The organism is Sphingosinicella sp. SM1-17 (assembly GCF_056821765.1).
Window position 1 is genome coordinate 1,743,108 of sequence record NZ_JBPDIO010000001.1, and the last position, 17,051, is coordinate 1,760,158.

12 protein-coding genes are annotated in these 17,051 nt (G+C 65.7%); 8 read left to right on the top strand and 4 right to left on the bottom strand.

Annotated elements, in window-relative coordinates; translation table 11 throughout:
- Nucleotides 1-2,031: a protein-disulfide reductase DsbD family protein gene (locus ACRYLT_RS08695; RefSeq protein ID WP_482663690.1), complete on the top strand. Its 2,031-nt coding sequence runs from the start codon at nucleotides 1-3 to the stop codon at nucleotides 2,029-2,031.
- Here the strand turns inward: ACRYLT_RS08695 and ACRYLT_RS08700 are convergent.
- Nucleotides 2,011-3,675 (bottom strand): amidohydrolase, encoded by a 1,665-nt coding sequence (locus tag ACRYLT_RS08700; RefSeq protein ID WP_482663691.1) that lies wholly within the window; start codon nucleotides 3,673-3,675, stop codon nucleotides 2,011-2,013. The genes ACRYLT_RS08695 and ACRYLT_RS08700 overlap by 21 nt on opposite strands.
- Nucleotides 3,676-3,844: 169 nt before the next feature.
- Between ACRYLT_RS08700 and ACRYLT_RS08705 the strand changes: the two genes are divergently transcribed.
- From ACRYLT_RS08705 to ACRYLT_RS08715, 3 genes are all read left to right on the top strand, one after another.
- Nucleotides 3,845-5,083 (top strand): threonine ammonia-lyase, encoded by a 1,239-nt coding sequence (locus tag ACRYLT_RS08705; RefSeq protein ID WP_482663692.1) that lies wholly within the window; start codon nucleotides 3,845-3,847, stop codon nucleotides 5,081-5,083.
- 124 nt (nucleotides 5,084-5,207) lie between these two features.
- Nucleotides 5,208-5,969: an arginyltransferase gene (locus ACRYLT_RS08710; RefSeq protein ID WP_482663693.1), complete on the top strand. Its 762-nt coding sequence runs from the start codon at nucleotides 5,208-5,210 to the stop codon at nucleotides 5,967-5,969.
- A gap of 425 nt (nucleotides 5,970-6,394) precedes the next feature.
- Complete coding sequence (locus tag ACRYLT_RS08715; protein ID WP_482663694.1) at nucleotides 6,395-9,973, top strand: hypothetical protein; 3,579 nt, start codon at nucleotides 6,395-6,397, stop codon at nucleotides 9,971-9,973.
- A gap of 174 nt (nucleotides 9,974-10,147) precedes the next feature.
- On the opposite strand, the gene ACRYLT_RS08720 is transcribed toward ACRYLT_RS08715, so the two are convergent.
- Nucleotides 10,148-10,975, bottom strand: a complete 828-nt coding sequence (locus ACRYLT_RS08720; RefSeq protein ID WP_482663695.1) for a hypothetical protein — start codon at nucleotides 10,973-10,975, stop codon at nucleotides 10,148-10,150.
- Complete coding sequence (locus tag ACRYLT_RS08725) at nucleotides 10,972-11,427, bottom strand: abscisic acid-deficient protein Aba4 family protein (protein WP_482663696.1); 456 nt, start codon at nucleotides 11,425-11,427, stop codon at nucleotides 10,972-10,974. The genes ACRYLT_RS08720 and ACRYLT_RS08725 overlap by 4 nt, the downstream gene beginning before the upstream one ends.
- Nucleotides 11,428-11,464: 37 nt before the next feature.
- On the opposite strand from ACRYLT_RS08725, the gene ACRYLT_RS08730 reads away from it, so the two are divergent.
- From ACRYLT_RS08730 to ACRYLT_RS08745, 4 genes are read left to right on the top strand one after another with little or no spacing between them, the layout of a single operon-like run.
- The gene (locus tag ACRYLT_RS08730; RefSeq protein ID WP_482663697.1) at nucleotides 11,465-12,088 is read left to right on the top strand and encodes a TetR/AcrR family transcriptional regulator; all 624 of its coding nucleotides are present in this window, start codon (nucleotides 11,465-11,467) and stop codon (nucleotides 12,086-12,088) included.
- Between the two features lie 56 nt (nucleotides 12,089-12,144).
- Nucleotides 12,145-13,776 (top strand): MFS transporter, encoded by a 1,632-nt coding sequence (locus tag ACRYLT_RS08735; protein ID WP_482663698.1) that lies wholly within the window; start codon nucleotides 12,145-12,147, stop codon nucleotides 13,774-13,776.
- Nucleotides 13,777-13,804: 28 nt separating this feature from the next.
- A complete protein-coding gene (alr, locus tag ACRYLT_RS08740) occupies nucleotides 13,805-14,839 on the top strand; it encodes an alanine racemase (RefSeq protein ID WP_482663699.1) in 1,035 nt (344 codons plus the stop codon).
- Between the two features lie 31 nt (nucleotides 14,840-14,870).
- Nucleotides 14,871-15,713 (top strand): metallophosphoesterase family protein, encoded by an 843-nt coding sequence (locus ACRYLT_RS08745; protein ID WP_482663700.1) that lies wholly within the window; start codon nucleotides 14,871-14,873, stop codon nucleotides 15,711-15,713.
- Nucleotides 15,714-15,776: 63 nt separating this feature from the next.
- Here ACRYLT_RS08745 and ACRYLT_RS08750 read toward each other — a convergent pair whose 3' ends face one another.
- On the bottom strand, nucleotides 15,777-16,952 hold the full coding sequence (locus tag ACRYLT_RS08750; protein ID WP_482663701.1) for an acetyl-CoA C-acetyltransferase: 1,176 nt from the start codon (nucleotides 16,950-16,952) through the stop codon (nucleotides 15,777-15,779).
- Nucleotides 16,953-17,051: the final 99 nt, after the last annotated feature.

Below are 17,051 nucleotides of genomic sequence, written 5' to 3' on the forward strand. Positions count from 1 at the left end.
ATGAATCGCTTGGGGGGACTCCTGCTTCTGTTCCTGGCGCTGCTTGCCGGCGCCGGCGGCGCTCGCGCCCAGGACCGGATGAGCGTCGCGCTCGTTCCGGAGACCGAGGCGGTGGCGCCGGGAAGCTCGGTCACCCTGGCCTTCGTCATGCGGCCGGCGAGCGGCTGGCACGGCTATTGGCGCAATCCCGGCGATGCCGGCGCCGAACCCCGGGTGGAATGGCAATTGCCGGCGGGATGGGAGGCCGGATCGCTTCAATATCCGGTTCCGGATCGACTCACCGTCCTCGGGCTGATGAACTATGTCTACGAACGGGATCATGCGCTTCTGGTGGAAATCCGGGTCCCGCAAGCGGCCCGGCCCGGCTCGACCGTGCCGGTTCGGGCGCGGCTCGATTATCTCGTCTGCACGGACGAGATCTGCGTTCCGGAAACGGACGAGGTCGCGACCGAGCTTCGTGTCGGTCAGCCGGGGCCGCGGGCAAGCGAATTTGCCGGCTGGCGCCAGGCGCTGCCTCGCCCGATCGACCAGCCGGCCCGCTTCGAAGTGGAAGGCGGGCGGATCCGCTTCGCCATCCCGCTTCCGGCCGCGGCCGGAGTCGACGATCCCTATTTCTATCCGATCACCCTCGAAGCGCTCGATCATTCCGCGCCGCAAAGCCTGTCGCGCAACGGCAATTTCCTGATCGTCGAAACCGCGCCCGGACGCCAGGCGGGCGCTCTGGACTCGATCGATGGCGTGCTGAAGATCGGTGACGGCGTCGGCGTGTCGCTGACCGCAACTCGCGGCGAGGTTCCCGCCGCCGGAACGCCGATCGCCGCGGGCAACGAGACGGCGGACTTGGGCAAGTCGACCATCCTTTACGCCTTGCTTGGCGCCATTCTCGGCGGATTGCTGCTCAACGTCATGCCCTGCGTCTTCCCGATCCTCAGCCTCAAGGCGCTGAGCCTTGCCCGCGCCGGCGAGACCGAGAGCGGCGCCCGGGCCGAAGCTCTGGCCTATGGCGCCGGGGTGATTTCGATCTGCCTGGCGCTGGGAGCGCTCCTGCTGGCGCTGCGATCCGGCGGCGCAGCGATCGGCTGGGCCTTCCAGCTTCAGGAACCCAGGGTCATCCTGCTCCTTCTCCTGCTCGTCACCGCCATCGCCCTCAATCTCGCCGGGCTGTTCCACCTCCCGTCGCTGGCCGGCGGCGATGGCCTGGCCCGAAGCGGCGGGACTCGCGGGGCTTTCTTCACCGGCGCTCTCGCCGCCTTCGTGGCGACGCCCTGCACCGGTCCCTTTCTCGGCTTCGCTCTGGGCGCGGCGCTGGTTCTTCCCACCTGGGCGGCGCTGGCCGTGTTCGCCGGGCTAGGCCTCGGCCTGGCTCTGCCTTTCCTTCTGCTCGGCTTTGTTCCGGTCCTTCGCCGGCGGCTGCCCAGGCCGGGAGCGTGGATGGTGACGTTCCAGCGCATCCTTTCGGTGCCGATGTTCGCGACCGCTCTCGGCCTCGCCTGGATTCTCGGCCGGCAGTCGGGCGTGGACGGGATGGCGCTGGGAATCGCTTCGGCGCTACTGCTCGGCCTCGCCTTGTGGTGGCTCGGCGTTCGCCAGGGCAGAAGCGGCGCCTGGCTGCCGCTGGCGCTGGCGGCGCTTGCCATTCTCCTTCCGCTGCCCTTCGTCAGAACTGCCGAGGCGCAGCCCGCCGCCGGCGGCGAAGAACTTGCCGCCGAGCCGTTCAGCGAAACCCGGCTCGCCCGGCTTCGCTCGGAAGGCAAGCCGGTCTTCCTTTACTTCACCGCCGACTGGTGCCTGACCTGCAAGGTCAACGAACGGGCGGCGCTCCACCAGTCGGAGGTTGCCTCGGCCTTTGCGGCGCGCGGAATCCAGGTGCTGGTCGGCGACTGGACCCGGGGCGATGCCGAGATCGGCCGTTTCCTGGAGCGCCACGGGCGCTCGGGCGTGCCGCTCTATCTTTATTACGCGCCCGGCGAGGAGGCCGAGATCCTCCCCCAGATCCTGACGGTCGGGCGATTAACGCGCCTCGGTTCCTGAAGCCGCGCGTTCCCAGACCTTCCGCCCCGCAATCCAGGTTTCGAGTACCTGAGTCTCGCGGATCTGGCGCTGGTCGTTGAGCTCGAAAATGTCGCGGTCGATGAAGATGAAATCGGCATAGCGGCCAGGCTCCAAAGTGCCGAGCTGCTGCTCCGCGAAGCTGGCATAGGCCGCGCCCCGGGTGAAGGCGTCGAACGCCTGTTCGAGATCGAGGCGCTGCTGGGGAAGCCAGCCGCCCGGCGGATGGCCATTGGCATCCTCGCGGCTGATCGCGGCGGCCAGCCCGTGAAAGGGATTGGGGCTTTCGACCGGGAAGTCCGATCCGAAGGCGAGCGGAACCCGATTCTCGATCATGCTTCGCCAGGCATAGGCGCCGCCGAGCCGGTCCAGCCCCATCCGCGCCTCGGCCATGTGCATGTCGCTGGTCTGGTGAACCGGCTGCATCGAGGCGATCGTCCCGTGACGGGCGAAGGCGGCAAGATCGGCCGGATCGACGATCTGCGCATGCTCGATCCGCCAGCGCCGGTCGCCGCGATAGGTTTCGGCGAGTTCGTCGATGGCGCCGAGCAGGACCGCATTGGCCTGGTCGCCGATGGCATGGACGGCGACCTGGAACCCGTCCATCGCGGCTCGGCTCATCAAATTCTTGAGCACCGTGTCGGTGACGAGCGGAAGCCCGCGCTCGCCGGGGGAGTCGCGATAGGGATGCTTCAGCCAGGCGCCGCGCGAGCCGAGGGCGCCGTCGAGATAGAGCTTCACTCCCACCATCCGCAGGCGGCCGTCATAGAGCCAGGGCGTCGGCCGGGTGCCGGCGGTGGCAAGCAGATGATCGATCCCGGAGGCGTAGGAGAGAATGCGGACATTGAGCTGGCCGGAATCCCCCGAGCGCCGCATCACGTTCCAGTCTTCGGTCGAAGTGCCCATGTCGGCGACGGTGGTGAGGCCGTTGGACAGGAGGATTTCCTGGGCGCGCTGAAGCGCTCGCTCGCGCTGGATCGGAAGCGGCGGAGGCACGGCCCGTTCGACCAGGTCCATGGCGGCGTCGACGAAGACGCCGCTCGGATTGCGTCCTGTCCGCTCGATCCGGCCGCCCGACGGCGCCTGGGTGGAGGCGGTGATCCCGGCCTCGCGCATGGCGGCGCTGTTCGCCCAGCCGGCATGGCCGTCGACCCGCGCGAGCCAGACCGGACGGTCGCCGACGACCTCGTCGAGATCGGCCGCGGTCGGGAACCGGCCCAGGCCCCAGCGCTCCTGATTCCAGCCCCGTCCGACGATCCAGCGCGGGGTGGGGTTGGCGGCGGCATATTCGGCGATCCGCCGCTTCGCTTCTTCCAGCGACCGGGTGTCGCTGAGATCGAGGGTGAGGGCGCCGAGGCCGAGGCCCATGACATGGCCGTGAGCGTCGATCAGCCCGGGGAGGAGGGTGCGCCCGCGCCCGTCGAGCAGGTAGCGCGGCCGTTCCGGCCGCCGGTCCCGGCGGGTGAGGAGCTGCTTCACCTTGCCCTCGTCGGTCAGCACCATGCCGTTGAACCGGAACAGCCGACCGTCGCGGATCGTGTAGCCGTTGACATTGTCGACGAGGGCGTCGGCCAGCGCGGGGGACGCGCAGAGCAGGGCCACGAACAACAGAATGAGACGCTTCAACGCTCCAGCCTCCGGATCAGGGATGAACAGTCCATCGGTCCGCGGCGATAGGGCCTGACGCGATCAAGCGCCAGACGGCAGTGGCTTTCGCGCCTGACCGCCGAAGCGGTCGGTGCCTGCCGCGATCAGGCCATTGCCGGTCGCCGGCCCGCGGCCTAGAGCCAGGCTCATGGCAAATCCGGCCTCGCAGGCGAACCTTCCGATCAGCCTTTCCGACATCGAAGCGGCCGCCCGGCGCATCGACGGCGCGGTGGTGCGGACCCCGACTCTGTTCAGCCGGGCTCTTTCCGACCGGCTCGGGACGAACATCTATCTGAAGTTCGAAAATCTCCAGCATACCGGCGCCTACAAGGAGCGCGGAGCGCTCAACAAGCTGCTCCTCATGGAGGAAGGCACCCGCTCGCGCGGCGTGATCGCCGCTTCCGCGGGCAATCATGCGCAGGCGCTCGCTTATCATGCCCGTCGCCTCGGAGTTCCGGCGGTGATCGTGATGCCGGAAGGCACGCCGAGCGTGAAGATCAGCCAGACCCAGGGGCATGGCGCCGAGGTCGTGATCCATGGGACGATATTCGACGACGCCTATTCCGAGGCGATGCGGCTTGGGGAGGAGCGCGGACTCACCTTCGTCCACCCGTTCGACGATCTTGAAGTCATTGCCGGGCAGGGAACGGTGGCGCTGGAGATGCTCGCCGACATTCCCGAGATCGATACGCTGGTCGTTCCGATCGGCGGCGGCGGGCTGATTGCCGGAATCGGCACCGCCGCCAAGGCGCTGAAGCCCGAAATCGAGGTGATCGGAGTCCAGGCCGAGCTTTATCCTTCAATGTTCGCCAAGTTCGCCCGCCAGAACCTGCCCTGCGCCGGCGACACGATCGCCGAGGGGATCGCCGTCAAGGCTCCGGGACTGCTCACGTCGGGGATCATCAACCTGATCGTCGACGACATCATCCTCGTTCCCGAGCAGGACATCGAGGCGGCGATCAGCCTGATCGTGGCCGCCCAGAAGTCGGTGGTCGAGGGGGCCGGCGCCGTCGGCCTCGCCGCCTTGCTCGGCAATCCGGGCCGGGTGAAGGGCCGGAATGTCGGCCTGATCCTCAGCGGCGGCAATATCGACACGCATCTGCTGGCCAACGTGCTTTTGCGCGACCTTGCCCGATCCGGCCGAATGACCCGTCTTCGGATCCAGCTCCAGGACCGGCCCGGCGCCCTCAACGCGGTGATGAAGCTGTTCAGCGACCATGAGGTCAACGTCGTCGAGGTCTATCACCAGCGCATCTACACCACCCTTCCGGCCAAGGACGCGGCGATCGACATCGAGTGCGAGGCGCGCGATTCCGAACAGATCCGCCGGCTTACCGATGCGCTCAAGGCCCAGGCTTTCCAGGTCCATCCGGTAGCAATCGAATAAGGCTTCGTCCCGCGCTGATACGAGCTCCGGATGGCGGGGTTTTTACCGCGAACGGGCCTTTCCATGGACCCGGCTTGGGCTCATAAGAATTTATCAACCAGTCCCAAGAGTCGCCGGAGTCGAGTTGAGCGCACCTTTCCGCTTCCCCCGTTTCTTCGTCACCACGCCCGCGCCTTGTCCCTATCTTCCGGGCAAGACGGAGCGGAAGGTGTTCACGGAGCTGACGGGCCCCCATGCGAGCGAGCTGAACGACGCCCTCGGCCGGATCGGCTTCCGCCGGAGCCAGAACGTCGCCTACCGGCCGAGCTGCCTGGACTGCGCCGCCTGCGTCTCGGTTCGAGTCGTCGCCGGCGAGTTCCAGCCGAGCTCGACCCAGCGCCGGCTGCTCAAGCGCAACACCGATCTCGAGGTCACCGCCTGCAAGCCCTGGGCAACGGAGGAACAATATCAGCTTCTTCGCCGCTACCTGAAGGCGCGCCATCCCGACGGCGGCATGGTCGAAATGGACGAGCACGACTTTGCCGACATGGTCGAGCAAAGCCCGGTACGGACCTACATCATCGAATATCGGGAGCCGTCCAGCGACGGCAAGCCCGGCCGGCTGGTCGGCGCCTGCCTGACGGATCAGCAGGCCGACGGACTTTCGATGATCTACAGCTTCTTCGAGCCGGACCATCCGGTTCGCGGCGGTCTCGGCACCTATATCATCCTCGACCATATCGTCCGCGCGGGCCGGGCGGGGCTGCCTTATGTCTATCTCGGCTACTGGGTCGCCGATGCCAGGCGCATGGCCTACAAGGCCCGCTTCCGCCCGCTCGAAAAGCTCGGCCCCGGCGGCTGGCACCGGTTCGACCCCGAACAGAGGGAATTGCCGCTGATAGGGTAAGGCATTGGCAGAATTCGACATTCCGCGATAAAGAATCTTCTTGTCAGATCCTCGGGGTGCAAGTTAAATCCGACGTTGAATCGGCGCTCGATACTGTCGAGGGTCGCATTTTCTCATTCAAGTTCCTTCGGGAACCGACGGATTCAAGTTCCTTCGGGAACCGACGGGCTCTTTCCAGAAGTGATATCTTGCAATGGGCGTGTTCAGGAGCTCACATGCTTCGAGCGTGTGTGCCGCTTCCCCTGGACATTGCCGGCCACTGGAGGTGAGAGGCTACCATAATCTGATCGAGTCTTTGCGGAAGGCGATCTGAAGCAACGATGCGCCTGACGTCCAAGCGGGAGCGAGGGGTCCCGCGGCTCAGTAATTAGAACCACAATATTCAGCTTTTAGAAGAACGACGATCGATCGTTGAAGGGGGCAATGTGACATCCAATCAAGCACCTAACTTCTCGGCACCAACTTTCTCGGTCCAGCGCCTGTCCACCGGGTCCGGGGGGATCCAGGCGAATGGCAGCAGCTTCGATCTCGCTTTCTCCCCTGACGGAACGTACATCGCCTTTCGGAGCTTGGCGACGAACCTCGTCGCGGGGGACACGAACAATGCGAGCGACATATTCGTAAAGAACCTGCTCACCGGCGAAGTCCAGCGAGTCTCCACTAGTGCCGGTGGGGCGCAAGCCGATGGATACAGCCTAGCTCCAGTCTTCCTGCCGGGAGGCGACAAGATCGCCTTTGTAAGCGCTGCGACCAATCTTGTCGCCGGCGACACAAACGGCATGGCGGACATATTCATCAAGGACCTCACCACCGGCAGCATCACGCGCGTTTCGACGGGCTCCGGGGGTGTTCAGCTGAACGGTTTTGGCGCGGGCTCTCCTGTCTTCAGTCCGGACGGCTCGAAGATGGCCTTCTCGATGAGCAACGGGGCGGAGTTCTCGGTCTATCTAAAGGATCTGACGACTGGGACGCTTGAGTTAGTCTCGACTGGAGATGCATCGGAACCGGCATTCTCGCCGGATGGAACGAAGCTTCTCTATCGCAGCTCGGCAACGATGGGCTCCGGTCCCTACGACATCTTCGCCAAGGACCTGATCAGCGGTACAGTCACCCGGATTTCCACCAATTCCGCTGGTGTTCAGGCCAACGGCAGCAGCTCCGGAGCGCAATTTTCTGCCGACGGCACTCGCGTCGTGTTCAGCAGCTCGGCCAGTAACCTTGTCGCTGGCGACTCGAACGGAACCAACGATGTTTTCGTGAAGGATCTGGTAACCGGCGCGGTTACCCTCGTCTCGTCCACCGAGAGCGGCGTTCAGGGTAGTGGATCCAGCCTGGCGCCCCGCTTCTCGCCAGATGGGACGAAGATCATCTTTGAGAGCTACTCGATCAATTTCGGCTCCAGTGTCGGTTCCTCCGGAATCTTTGTGAAGGATTTGAATAGCGGAAGCATCACCTTCGTCTCGCGCAATTCATCGGGGGGTCAGGGCTCAGGCGGCCAGCCCCAGTTCACGCCGGATGGATCGCAGGTCGCATTCTACAGCAGCAGCACCATACTCGTGCCCGGCGACACGAACGGGGCAACAGATCTCTTTCTGGTGACCCTTGACAATCCGGACGTCACCTACACGGAAAACGAAGCTGGTCGTCAGATTGTCTTCAACGCCTCGGTCTCCGATGCGGACAGCGCGAACTTCGCAGGCGGGACACTGACGGTCGCGATCACTTCGGGGAGCGTCGACGGAGACCAGCTCTCACTTGCTCTGTCCAATTCGGCGGGTCGCGGGTTGGAACTGTCCGGGAACCAGGTGCTGGTGAACAATGTCGTCGTCGGTACCATCGCGTCCACGGCAACGAGCATCATCATCACGCTCAATGCCAATGCGACCGACTTGACGGTCAAGCTGCTGGTCGAAGCGGTGCGTATCTCTTCCACCTCCGAAGATCCCACTGCCGTCCCTCGTACGGTAACCTTCACCTTGGTCGATGGTGGTGGCACTGCGGAAGGCGGCCAGGACAGCGCTAGCTTCACGCGGCAGATTGCCTTCGTGCCCGTGAACGATGCTCCAACAGTGATCACGTCGGGCGGCGCCAGCAATTTCGTCGAGGATTCCGGACCGATCATAGTCGATCCGAACATTGAAGTCGTTGACCCTGACTCGCCAATCGTCAACGCAGTGGTCGCGGTCACATCCGGCTCAGGATCGGACGTTCTCAGCTTTATCAATGACAACCCGTCAAATTATGGCAACATCCAAATTGTCCAGGGTCGAGGCACGTCGGCAATAACCCTTCACTCGGAAGGAGCCACTGCCACGCTGGCGCAATGGCAGAATGCGCTGCGAGCGGTGACCTATTCCAATCTCTCCCAGTCGCCTTTGACGAACGACCGAGTGGTCACTTTTTCGGTCACGGATGAAACGGTCGTCAGCAACTTCGCTTCCCGAACCGTCACTGTTCGGTCCATCAATGACGCTCCGACGATCAGCGTGCCGGGCAATCAGGAAGGTGTCGAGGACACGGACCTTGTTTTCAGTGCCGCTGGCGGAAACCAGATAACCGTTGCCGATGCAGAGGCGCCGCAGCTTACAGTTACTCTCTCCGTCAGCGAAGGAACTCTCACCCTGGCTTCAACGGCAGGGCTTCCGGTCGTTACTGGAAACGGCTCGAATCAGGTTCTGATCAGCGGCAGTTCCGCCGCCATCAACGCCGCGCTCGACGGGCTGGTTTACCGCGGCGGTCTGAACTTCAGCGGACAGGACACGCTTTCGATTACCACCTCGGATCAGGGTTGGAGCGGTGAAGGTGGCGAGCTTACAGACTCCGACCTAGTTGCCATCGATTTGGCTCCCGACGGGATCATCAATGGCGACGCAGGCGCGAATCTCATATTTGGCACCAACGCTGCCGACCGAATATTTGCTGCGGAAGGCAACGATCTTATCCATGGCGGCGCGGGCGCCGACGAGATCGACGGCGGCAGCGGGAACGACACGGCCGACTATGGCGGCAATTTCGGTGCGGTGTGGATCGATCTTGCCGGCGGCATTGGCCGCTGGAACTATGCCGAGGGCGATGTTCTCACCTCGATCGAGAACGTCAACGGCACCGAATATGGCGACATTCTGTACGGTAGCGCAGGGGCCAACCGGCTCGTCGGCAATGGCGGCAACGATCTTATCCATGGCGGCCCGGGTGCCGACGAGATCGATGGCGGCAGCGGGAACGACACGGCCGACTATGGCGGCAATTTCGGTGCGGTGTGGATCGACCTTGCCGGCGGCATTGGCCGCTGGAACTATGCCGAGGGCGATGTTCTCACCTCGATCGAGAACGTCAACGGCACCGAATATGGCGACATTCTGTACGGTAGCGCAGGGGCCAACCGGCTCGTCGGCAATGGCGGCAACGATCTTATCCATGGCGGCCCGGGTGCCGACGAGATCGATGGCGGCAGCGGGAACGACACGGCCGACTATGGCGGCAATTTCGGTGCGGTGTGGATCGACCTTGCCGGCGGCATTGGCCGCTGGAACTATGCCGAGGGCGACGTGCTCATCTCGATCGAGAACGTCAACGGCACCGAATATGGCGACATCCTGTACGGCAGCGCCGGGGCCAACCGGCTCGTCGGCAATGGCGGCGACGATCTGCTCGCCGGCGGCCTTGGTGCCGATTTCCTGATTGGGGGAGATGGAGCGGACGCCTTCGTATTCGACACGGCCTTGGGCGGCGACAATGTCGACACTATCGTCGACTTCGAAGTGGGTATCGACAAGATCCTGCTCGATCATGCGGTGTTCACCGGCCTCGGGCTCGGCGCACTGTCGGCGGCCGCGTTCCGAACGGGCAACGCGGCCCAGACCGCGGATGACCGGATCCTCTACGATCCGACCACCGGCGCGCTCTATTTCGACGCCGACGGCAATGGCGCTGGCGCTGCAGTCCAGTTCGCTACCGTGTCCACCAATCTCAACCTCAGCGCGAGCGACTTCGGCGTGATCTGAAGCACGACAGGCTCTGGACGCTGCCGTTCCGACGGAACCTTCCGCCCGAACGGCAGTCCGGAATTGGCGTCGACGGTCTGCTCCAATGCCTGCAGGGTGCAGGTTCGCGCTTGAAGATCGAACGGGATTGTCGTTGGGGAGCGATCGGTCGCCGGGATTGAACGAGTCTCGCGCCTAAAGCGGCAGGAAGGGCCGCCCGGCCGCGGCCTGGGCGAACAGGGCGACGGTGACGGCGACGTAGAGCGCGCTTCCGCCGATCACCGCTGCCCAGCGGATCCGGGAGGAATAGCCGGCGACGAGTGCGGCAAGGATCGGGATCGCCTGTTCGGCGTGGATTCCGAGGAAGTGGGCGATCCTGAGATCGCCGCCGCTTCGGTTCCAGCCGAACAGCGGAAGTCGCCCGCCCTCCATTCCCACCGAATGGCCGGGCTGGGCGCTCATATAGGCGCCGAAGCCGGCCCCGAGCAGGAAGGTGAGGAGGAGGCCGATCACGAGCGCGGCGACGAAGTCGCGGCTCAGCCCTTCGGCGGGGCGCCGTGCGATCTCCCAGGCCAGCGGAAGGACGGTCCCGGTCAGGATCAGGGCGAACAGGCCCATCAGTCCATACATGATGGCGTGGAACAGCGTTCCGATATTGAAATGCGATTCCAGGCCGTTCGCCGCCTGCCAGCTGATCCAGGCAAGCTCGAAGCTCCCGGCGACGAGGATCCCGGCAACGACCAGGCGCATGGGACCCGAACCGCGACGGTCCGGCCGGACATAGCCGAAGAACCAGGCGGCCGTGAGCGTGAAGATCGCGACCGAGCTGAAGAATTTGGCCGGCTTGACCCAGACATTGACTCCGCCTTCCAGGGTTCGGCCGTCAATCCCCTGAAGGCCAAGGGCGAGCAGGGCGAAGACGAGCATGAGCAGGCCATAGGTGGCCAGCGTCCGCTGGCGGTGGATCAGCTCGGCGAGGGCCGGAAGGCCGAGGTCGAGGGGACGAAGCGCAAGGCTGGTCATGATCGGGTCTCCGTTCGAGCGGGGCCGCGGCCGCGCAAGGCGAGGCGAAGCAGCAGGTAGAGAAGCAGGCCCGCCGGTCCGAACAGGAAGGTCAGCGGAAGGCAGGGCAAAAGGGCGATCCGGGGCACGCCCGATCCAGGGCCGTCGCGGACGATCCACGCGCCGACGAACAGGTCGAAGGCGAGATAATGAAGCCAGCCCGCGGCCAAGGCATGGTCGTCGGCGAACAGGGCGCGGACCTCCTCGATCGATCCGAAGCCGCCGCCCTCCGCTCCCATGCCCACCCAGATCAGAAGGACATAGGCGAAAGCGAGGAGAGCGGGGATCACCAGCTGCGCCGCCGCCAGCGCAGCCGGCCGAGCTGCGGGCACGAGCAGGGAAAGGATCAGCCCGGCCCAGCCGAGCATCGCCGCCAGTCCGCCGAGACTGAAGGCGGTGGAAGGATCGATCACGATTGCACTCCTTATCTTGACACCGTACAGATGGCGTATGAAGGATGATCTGAACAGTGTCAAGACCAGTTCCGGCGAGCGCGGCTACCATCATGGCGCCCTCCGGTCGGCGCTGATCGAGGCGGCGGGGGCGGTGATCGACGAGCGTGGCATCGACCGGTTCAGCCTTCGCGAAGTGGCCCGGCGCGCCGGCGTGTCGCCGGCGGCGCCCGCCCACCATTTCCGCGACAGCCGCGGCTTGCTCACGGCCGTCGCGGCAGAGGCCTTCCGAAGGTTCGGCGACGCGCTCGAGGCGGCCGACACCGGCGCCAGCCGCGAGGCACGCGCGCGATGCCAGGGCATGGCCTATGTCCGCTTCGCCCTCGCCGAGCGCGGCCGCTTCGACCTGATGTGGCGCTACGCGCTGATCGACCGCGACGATCCCGAATATTGCGCCGCCAGCCGCCGCGCCTTTGCCATTCTGGAACGCGCGGTTCGGGAGGGGGAGGAGATCGAAGCCGGCCCCAAGGATCCCGAGGCGGCGCCGGCCATCGCCTGCTGGTCGCTGGTCCACGGCTTTGCGCGCCTCGCGATGGACGGCGCCTTCGGAACCGAGAAAGGCGCAGCCGAACGGGCGACGCAAGTCCTGCTTCCGCTCGTCCTCGACCATCTGAGGATCTGAAGCCGCTTGCGCGCCTGCGGAATGCCAGCCTAAACCCTTGGAAAAAAGGAGGGGGTATGGCGAGCGTCGCGGCACGGGATCAGGGCGGCCAGGCAGGGCGAACGAGGCTGGTGATCGGCGCCTCGTCCGTCGGCACGGTGTTCGAATGGTATGATTTCTTCATCTACGGCACGCTGGCGGCGTCCGGGATCATCGGCCGGACCTTTTTCCCCACCGGCAGCGAGACGATGCAGACCCTGCTCGCCTGGGCCGGCTTTGCCGTCGGCTTCGGCTTCCGGCCGCTCGGCGCCATCCTGTTCGGCTATATGGGCGACAGGCTCGGCCGGAAATATACCTTCCTTGTCACCATCACCCTGATGGGCGTCGCAACGGCCGGGGTCGGCCTGGTGCCGTCGGCGGCGGCGATCGGGATTGCGGCGCCGCTTCTGATCATCCTGCTTCGGATCTGCCAGGGGCTGGCGCTCGGCGGCGAATATGGCGGCGCCGCCATCTATGTCGCCGAACATGCGCCGCCTGGGAAATCCGGATTCTATACCAGCTTCATCCAGGCTTCGGTGGTCGGCGGCTTCGTCCTCAGCCTCGCCGTCGTCCTCGGAACCAAGGGGCTGATCAGCGCCGAGGCCTGGGACAGCTGGGGCTGGCGGGTGCCCTTCCTCTTTTCGCTCCTGCTTCTCGCCGTGTCGCTGTGGATGCGGCTCAAATTGTCGGAAAGCCCGGTTTTCAAGGAGATGAAGGAAAAAGGCGGCTGCGCGGCCAACCCGTTCAAGGCCAGCTTCACCTATCCCGGAAACCTCAAGCGCCTGTTCGTCGCCATGTTCGGGATCGCCGCCGGACTGACGGTGATCTGGTACACGGCCATGTTCTCGACCCTGTCGCTGCTCCAGAACACGATGCGCGTGGAAGCGACCACCGCCCAGATCGTCGTCGCGTTCGGAGCTTTGCTCGGATGCGGCTGGTACATCTTCTTCGGCTGGCTGTCCGACCGGGTCGGACGCAAGAAGCCGATCGTGATCGGCTATGCGCTGACGCTCCTGCTGCTCTTCCCGATCTTCTGGCTGATGGGTTCCGCCGCCAATCCCGGCTTTGCCGCCGCGTCGGAGCGTGCCCCGGTGACGATCCAGCGGACGAGCTGCGAGTTCGATCCCTTCGCCGAGCGCCAGGCCGATCTGTGCGGGCAGGTGCTGGGCGAGCTGGGGCGGCTGGGCGTTCGCTACAGCTTCGCTCCGGCTCCGGATTCCCGAACGGCCCGGTCGGGCGCAGCCGGGGCGCCACTCGCTCTGACCATCGGGGGCCGTGCCGTCGAGGTGGCGGACACGTCGCAGGTAAGAAACCTGCTCGAGCAGGCCGGCTATCGTTTCGATCCGGTCGAACCCGGAGCCGGCGCGATCGCGACGATCCTGCTGGCGCTGCTCGCGATCACCTGTCTTTCCGGGGCGACCTTCGGGCCGGTCGCCGCGCTCCTCGCCGAAATGTTCCCGCCGCAGATCCGCTACAGCTCGATGTCGATCCCCTATCATTTCGGGACCGGCTATTTCGGCGGCTTCCAGCCGTTCATCGCCAGCTACATCGCCGCTTCGACCGGTGATCCCTATTCGGGCCTGTGGTATACCTGGGGCGTCGTCGCCATGGCCCTGATCGTCACCCTGCTCTGGCTTCCCGACCGAGCGGCGGGGGAGAGATTGGACTAGCTCCGGCCCCGTCGCTACGGCCGCCGCCATGGTCCACGTCCCGCTCCGCCTCGTCCTCGACGGCGACGCGCTCGTTTCGAACTGGCACTGGCTCGCCCATCGCAGCGGCGGCGCCGCCTGCGGCGCGGCGGTGAAAGCCGACGGCTACGGGCTCGGCGCTCGCGAGGTCGTCCGCCGGCTCCAGCATGCGGGCTGCCGCGACTTCTTCGTCTCCACCTGGGCCGAAGCGGAGGCGCTGATGCCCTGGCCGGGCGACCTCAACCTGTCGGTGCTTCACGGCGTCGGGCCCGACGACATGGTTGCCGCGCTTGCGTCCCGGGCGCGCCCGGTGCTCAATTCGGCCCGGCAGGTGGAGCGGTGGCGGTCCACCGGAAGGCCCTGCGACGTGATGATCGACACCGGGATGAACCGGCTCGGAGTCTCGCCGGCGGAGGTGAAGTCGGGCCTGCTCGACGGCCTCAGGATCGAGACGGTGATGAGCCACCTCGCCTGCGCCGACGAGGATGTCGCCGCCAATTCCGAGCAGCTGTGCACCTTTGCCGGGATCGCCGAGCGTGCCGGTGCGAAGCGCAGGAGCCTCGCCAACAGCGCCGGGATCTGCCTGGGCGGCGACTATGCGTTCGATCTGACGCGGCCGGGCCTTGCGCTTTATGGCGGCATTCCCCGTCCGGAGGCGGAAGGCCATTTGAAGCCGGTCGTCCGGGTGGAGGCCCAGATCATCCAGCGTCGGCGGGTCGGAGCGGGCGAAAGCGTCGGCTACAATGCCGCCTTCACCGCCGATCGGCCGCATGAGCTTGCGATCCTCAACATCGGCTATGCCGACGGCTATCTTCGCGGCTTTTCGGACACGGGCCGGGCCCGGTCGGGGGAGCGCCTGCTCCCGGTGATCGGCCGGGTCTCCATGGACCTGACGGCAATCGGCGTCGACCAGTCGCCGCAACTCAAGGAAGGCGACTGGGTCGAGCTCGACTATGACCTTCCGAGCGCCTCCGCCCAGTCCGGCCTGTCGCAATATGAGCTTCTGACCACGCTCGGCCGGCGGTTCGATCGCCGCTGGCGCTGAACCCATCTCGGCTACGGCTCGTTGAGCCGCAATGGCCCGAATAGCCCATCTTTCCGACGTCCATTTCGGCGCTCACGACCCCGCGGTCGTTGCCGCTGCGGAAGCCTGGCTGATCGAGCATCGGCCGGACCTCGTCGTCATCAGCGGCGACTTCACGCAGCGGGCACGGGTCGAGCAGTATCGCCAGGCCGGCGCCTTCCTCGACCGGCTGGAGGCGGCGGGACTGAAGACGCTCGGCGTCCCCGGCAATCACGACGTGCCGCTCTATGACGTGATCCGCCGTTTCGTCCGGCCGCTCAACCGCTACCGCCGCTTCATCGACGACGAGCTATGCCCCTGGTTCGAAAATGCGCGGCTCGCCGTGCTCGGAATCAACACGGCCCGCTCCCTCACCATCAAGGACGGACGGATCAATCATGAACAGATGGCGATGATCCGCGAACGGTTCCGCGACGTGCCCGACGAGAAGACCCGAATCCTCGTCACCCATCATCCGCTCTTCGCGATGCCGATCGGCGAGGAAGGGGCGTTGAGCAAGGTCGTCGGGCGGCACGAGGATGCCCTGAAGGCGGTGAGCGACGCCGGAGTGCACATCCTTCTGGCCGGCCATTTCCACCGCACCTTTTCCAGCTCGGCCCGGGCAATGGTGGAAAATGCCGGCCCGGCACTGGTCATTCAGGCCGGAACCGCCACGTCGACCCGGCTCCGGGCCGGCGAAAGGCAGAGTTTCAACCTCATCGTCGCGCAGCGCAACGACGAGGTCGACCTGCAGGTGATCGAATGGAACGGCGCCGCCTTTGACGGCCGCGGCCATGCCCGCTTCACCTTCGACGGCGAGGCCTGGCATTCGCGCCCGGTGGTGGCGGAGGCGTAAGCCCGGCCGATCGCCCGGATCAGCGGAAGGGAATGGATTCGCTTGCGCTCGCGGCGGAGCGCTTCAGTCGCGCTCGACGCAGAGCGCGATGCCCATGCCGCCGCCGATGCAGAGCGTGGCAAGGCCCTTCTTCGCGTCGCGGCGGCCCATTTCGTAGAGCAAGGTGGTCAGCACCCGGGCACCGCTCGCGCCGATCGGGTGGCCGATGGCGATGGCGCCGCCATTGACGTTCACCTTCTCCGGATCCCAGCCAAGCGCCTTGCCGACCGCCAGCGCCTGGGCCGCGAACGCTTCGTTGGCCTCGATCAGGTCGAGGTCGCCGATGGTCCAGCCGGCTTTCTCCAGAGCGCGCTTTGTGGCCGGAACCGGGCCGATGCCCATGATCGACGGATCCACCCCGGCCGAAGCCCAGCTGGCGACCCGGGCGAGGATCGGAGCGCCGCGGCGCTCGGCTTCCTCCCGGCTCATCAGGACGAGCGCGGCGGCGCCGTCATTGATTCCCGAGGCATTGGCGGCGGTGACGCTTCCGTCCTTCTTGAAGGCCGGCCTCAGTCCGGAAACACCGTCGATGGTGACGCCTTCGCGAATATATTCGTCCGAATCGACCACCGTCTCGCCCTTGCGGCCCTTGATCGTGACCGGCGCGATCTCGTCGCGGAACCGGCCCTCGCGCCGGGCCGCTTCGGCCTTGTTCTGGCTGGCGACGGCAAAACTGTCCTGGTCGGAACGGGTGATCTGATACTGCTCGGCCAGGTTCTCGGCGGTGATGCCCATATGATAGCCGTTGAAGACGTCGGTCAGGCCGTCCCTGATCATCGTGTCGACGAGCTCGAGATTGCCCATCTTGGTGCCGCCGCGAAGATTCTGGGCGTGCGCCGAAAGGCTCATGCTTTCCTGGCCGCCGGCGACGACCACGCCGGCATCGCCGGTCTGGATCGCCTGGGTCGCGAGCGCGACGGCGCGAAGGCCCGAACCGCAGACCTGGTTGACGCCCCAGGCCGGGATCTCCTTCGGTACGCCCGCCGCCATCGACGCCTGGCGGGCCGGATTCTGGCCCTGGGCCGCCGTCAGCACCTGGCCGAGGATCACTTCCGAAACTTCCGCCGGAGCGACTCCCGACTGGGCGAGAGCGGCCTCGATCGCGACTCGTCCGAGTTCGTGCGCCGGAGTGCCGGCAAAGGCGCCCAGGAAGGCGCCGACGGGGGTGCGCTTGGCGGCGGTGATGACGACGTCGGTCATTGAACGAGTCTCCGTTTCTTCAGGCTCGGCGCCCGTAACAGGTCAAGGCCGGCCGGACACGGCCAGCGCCGGGGTCGCGGCATCGGAAAAGCTGGAGGG

Bases quoted from the DNA above. Each gene is read 5' to 3' on its own strand.
- ACRYLT_RS08705 (WP_482663692.1), top strand. From the start codon at position 3,845: ATGGCAAATCCGGCCTCGCAGGCGAACCTTCCGATCAGCCTTTCCGAC.
- alr (WP_482663699.1), top strand. From the start codon at position 13,805: ATGGTCCACGTCCCGCTCCGCCTCGTCCTCGACGGCGACGCGCTCGTT.
- ACRYLT_RS08745 (WP_482663700.1), top strand. From the start codon at position 14,871: ATGGCCCGAATAGCCCATCTTTCCGACGTCCATTTCGGCGCTCACGAC.
- ACRYLT_RS08735 (WP_482663698.1), top strand. From the start codon at position 12,145: ATGGCGAGCGTCGCGGCACGGGATCAGGGCGGCCAGGCAGGGCGAACG.
- ACRYLT_RS08730 (WP_482663697.1), top strand. From the start codon at position 11,465: ATGAAGGATGATCTGAACAGTGTCAAGACCAGTTCCGGCGAGCGCGGC.
- ACRYLT_RS08695 (WP_482663690.1), top strand. From the start codon at position 1: ATGAATCGCTTGGGGGGACTCCTGCTTCTGTTCCTGGCGCTGCTTGCC.
- ACRYLT_RS08750 (WP_482663701.1), bottom strand. From the start codon at position 16,952: ATGACCGACGTCGTCATCACCGCCGCCAAGCGCACCCCCGTCGGCGCC.
- ACRYLT_RS08720 (WP_482663695.1), bottom strand. From the start codon at position 10,975: ATGACCAGCCTTGCGCTTCGTCCCCTCGACCTCGGCCTTCCGGCCCTC.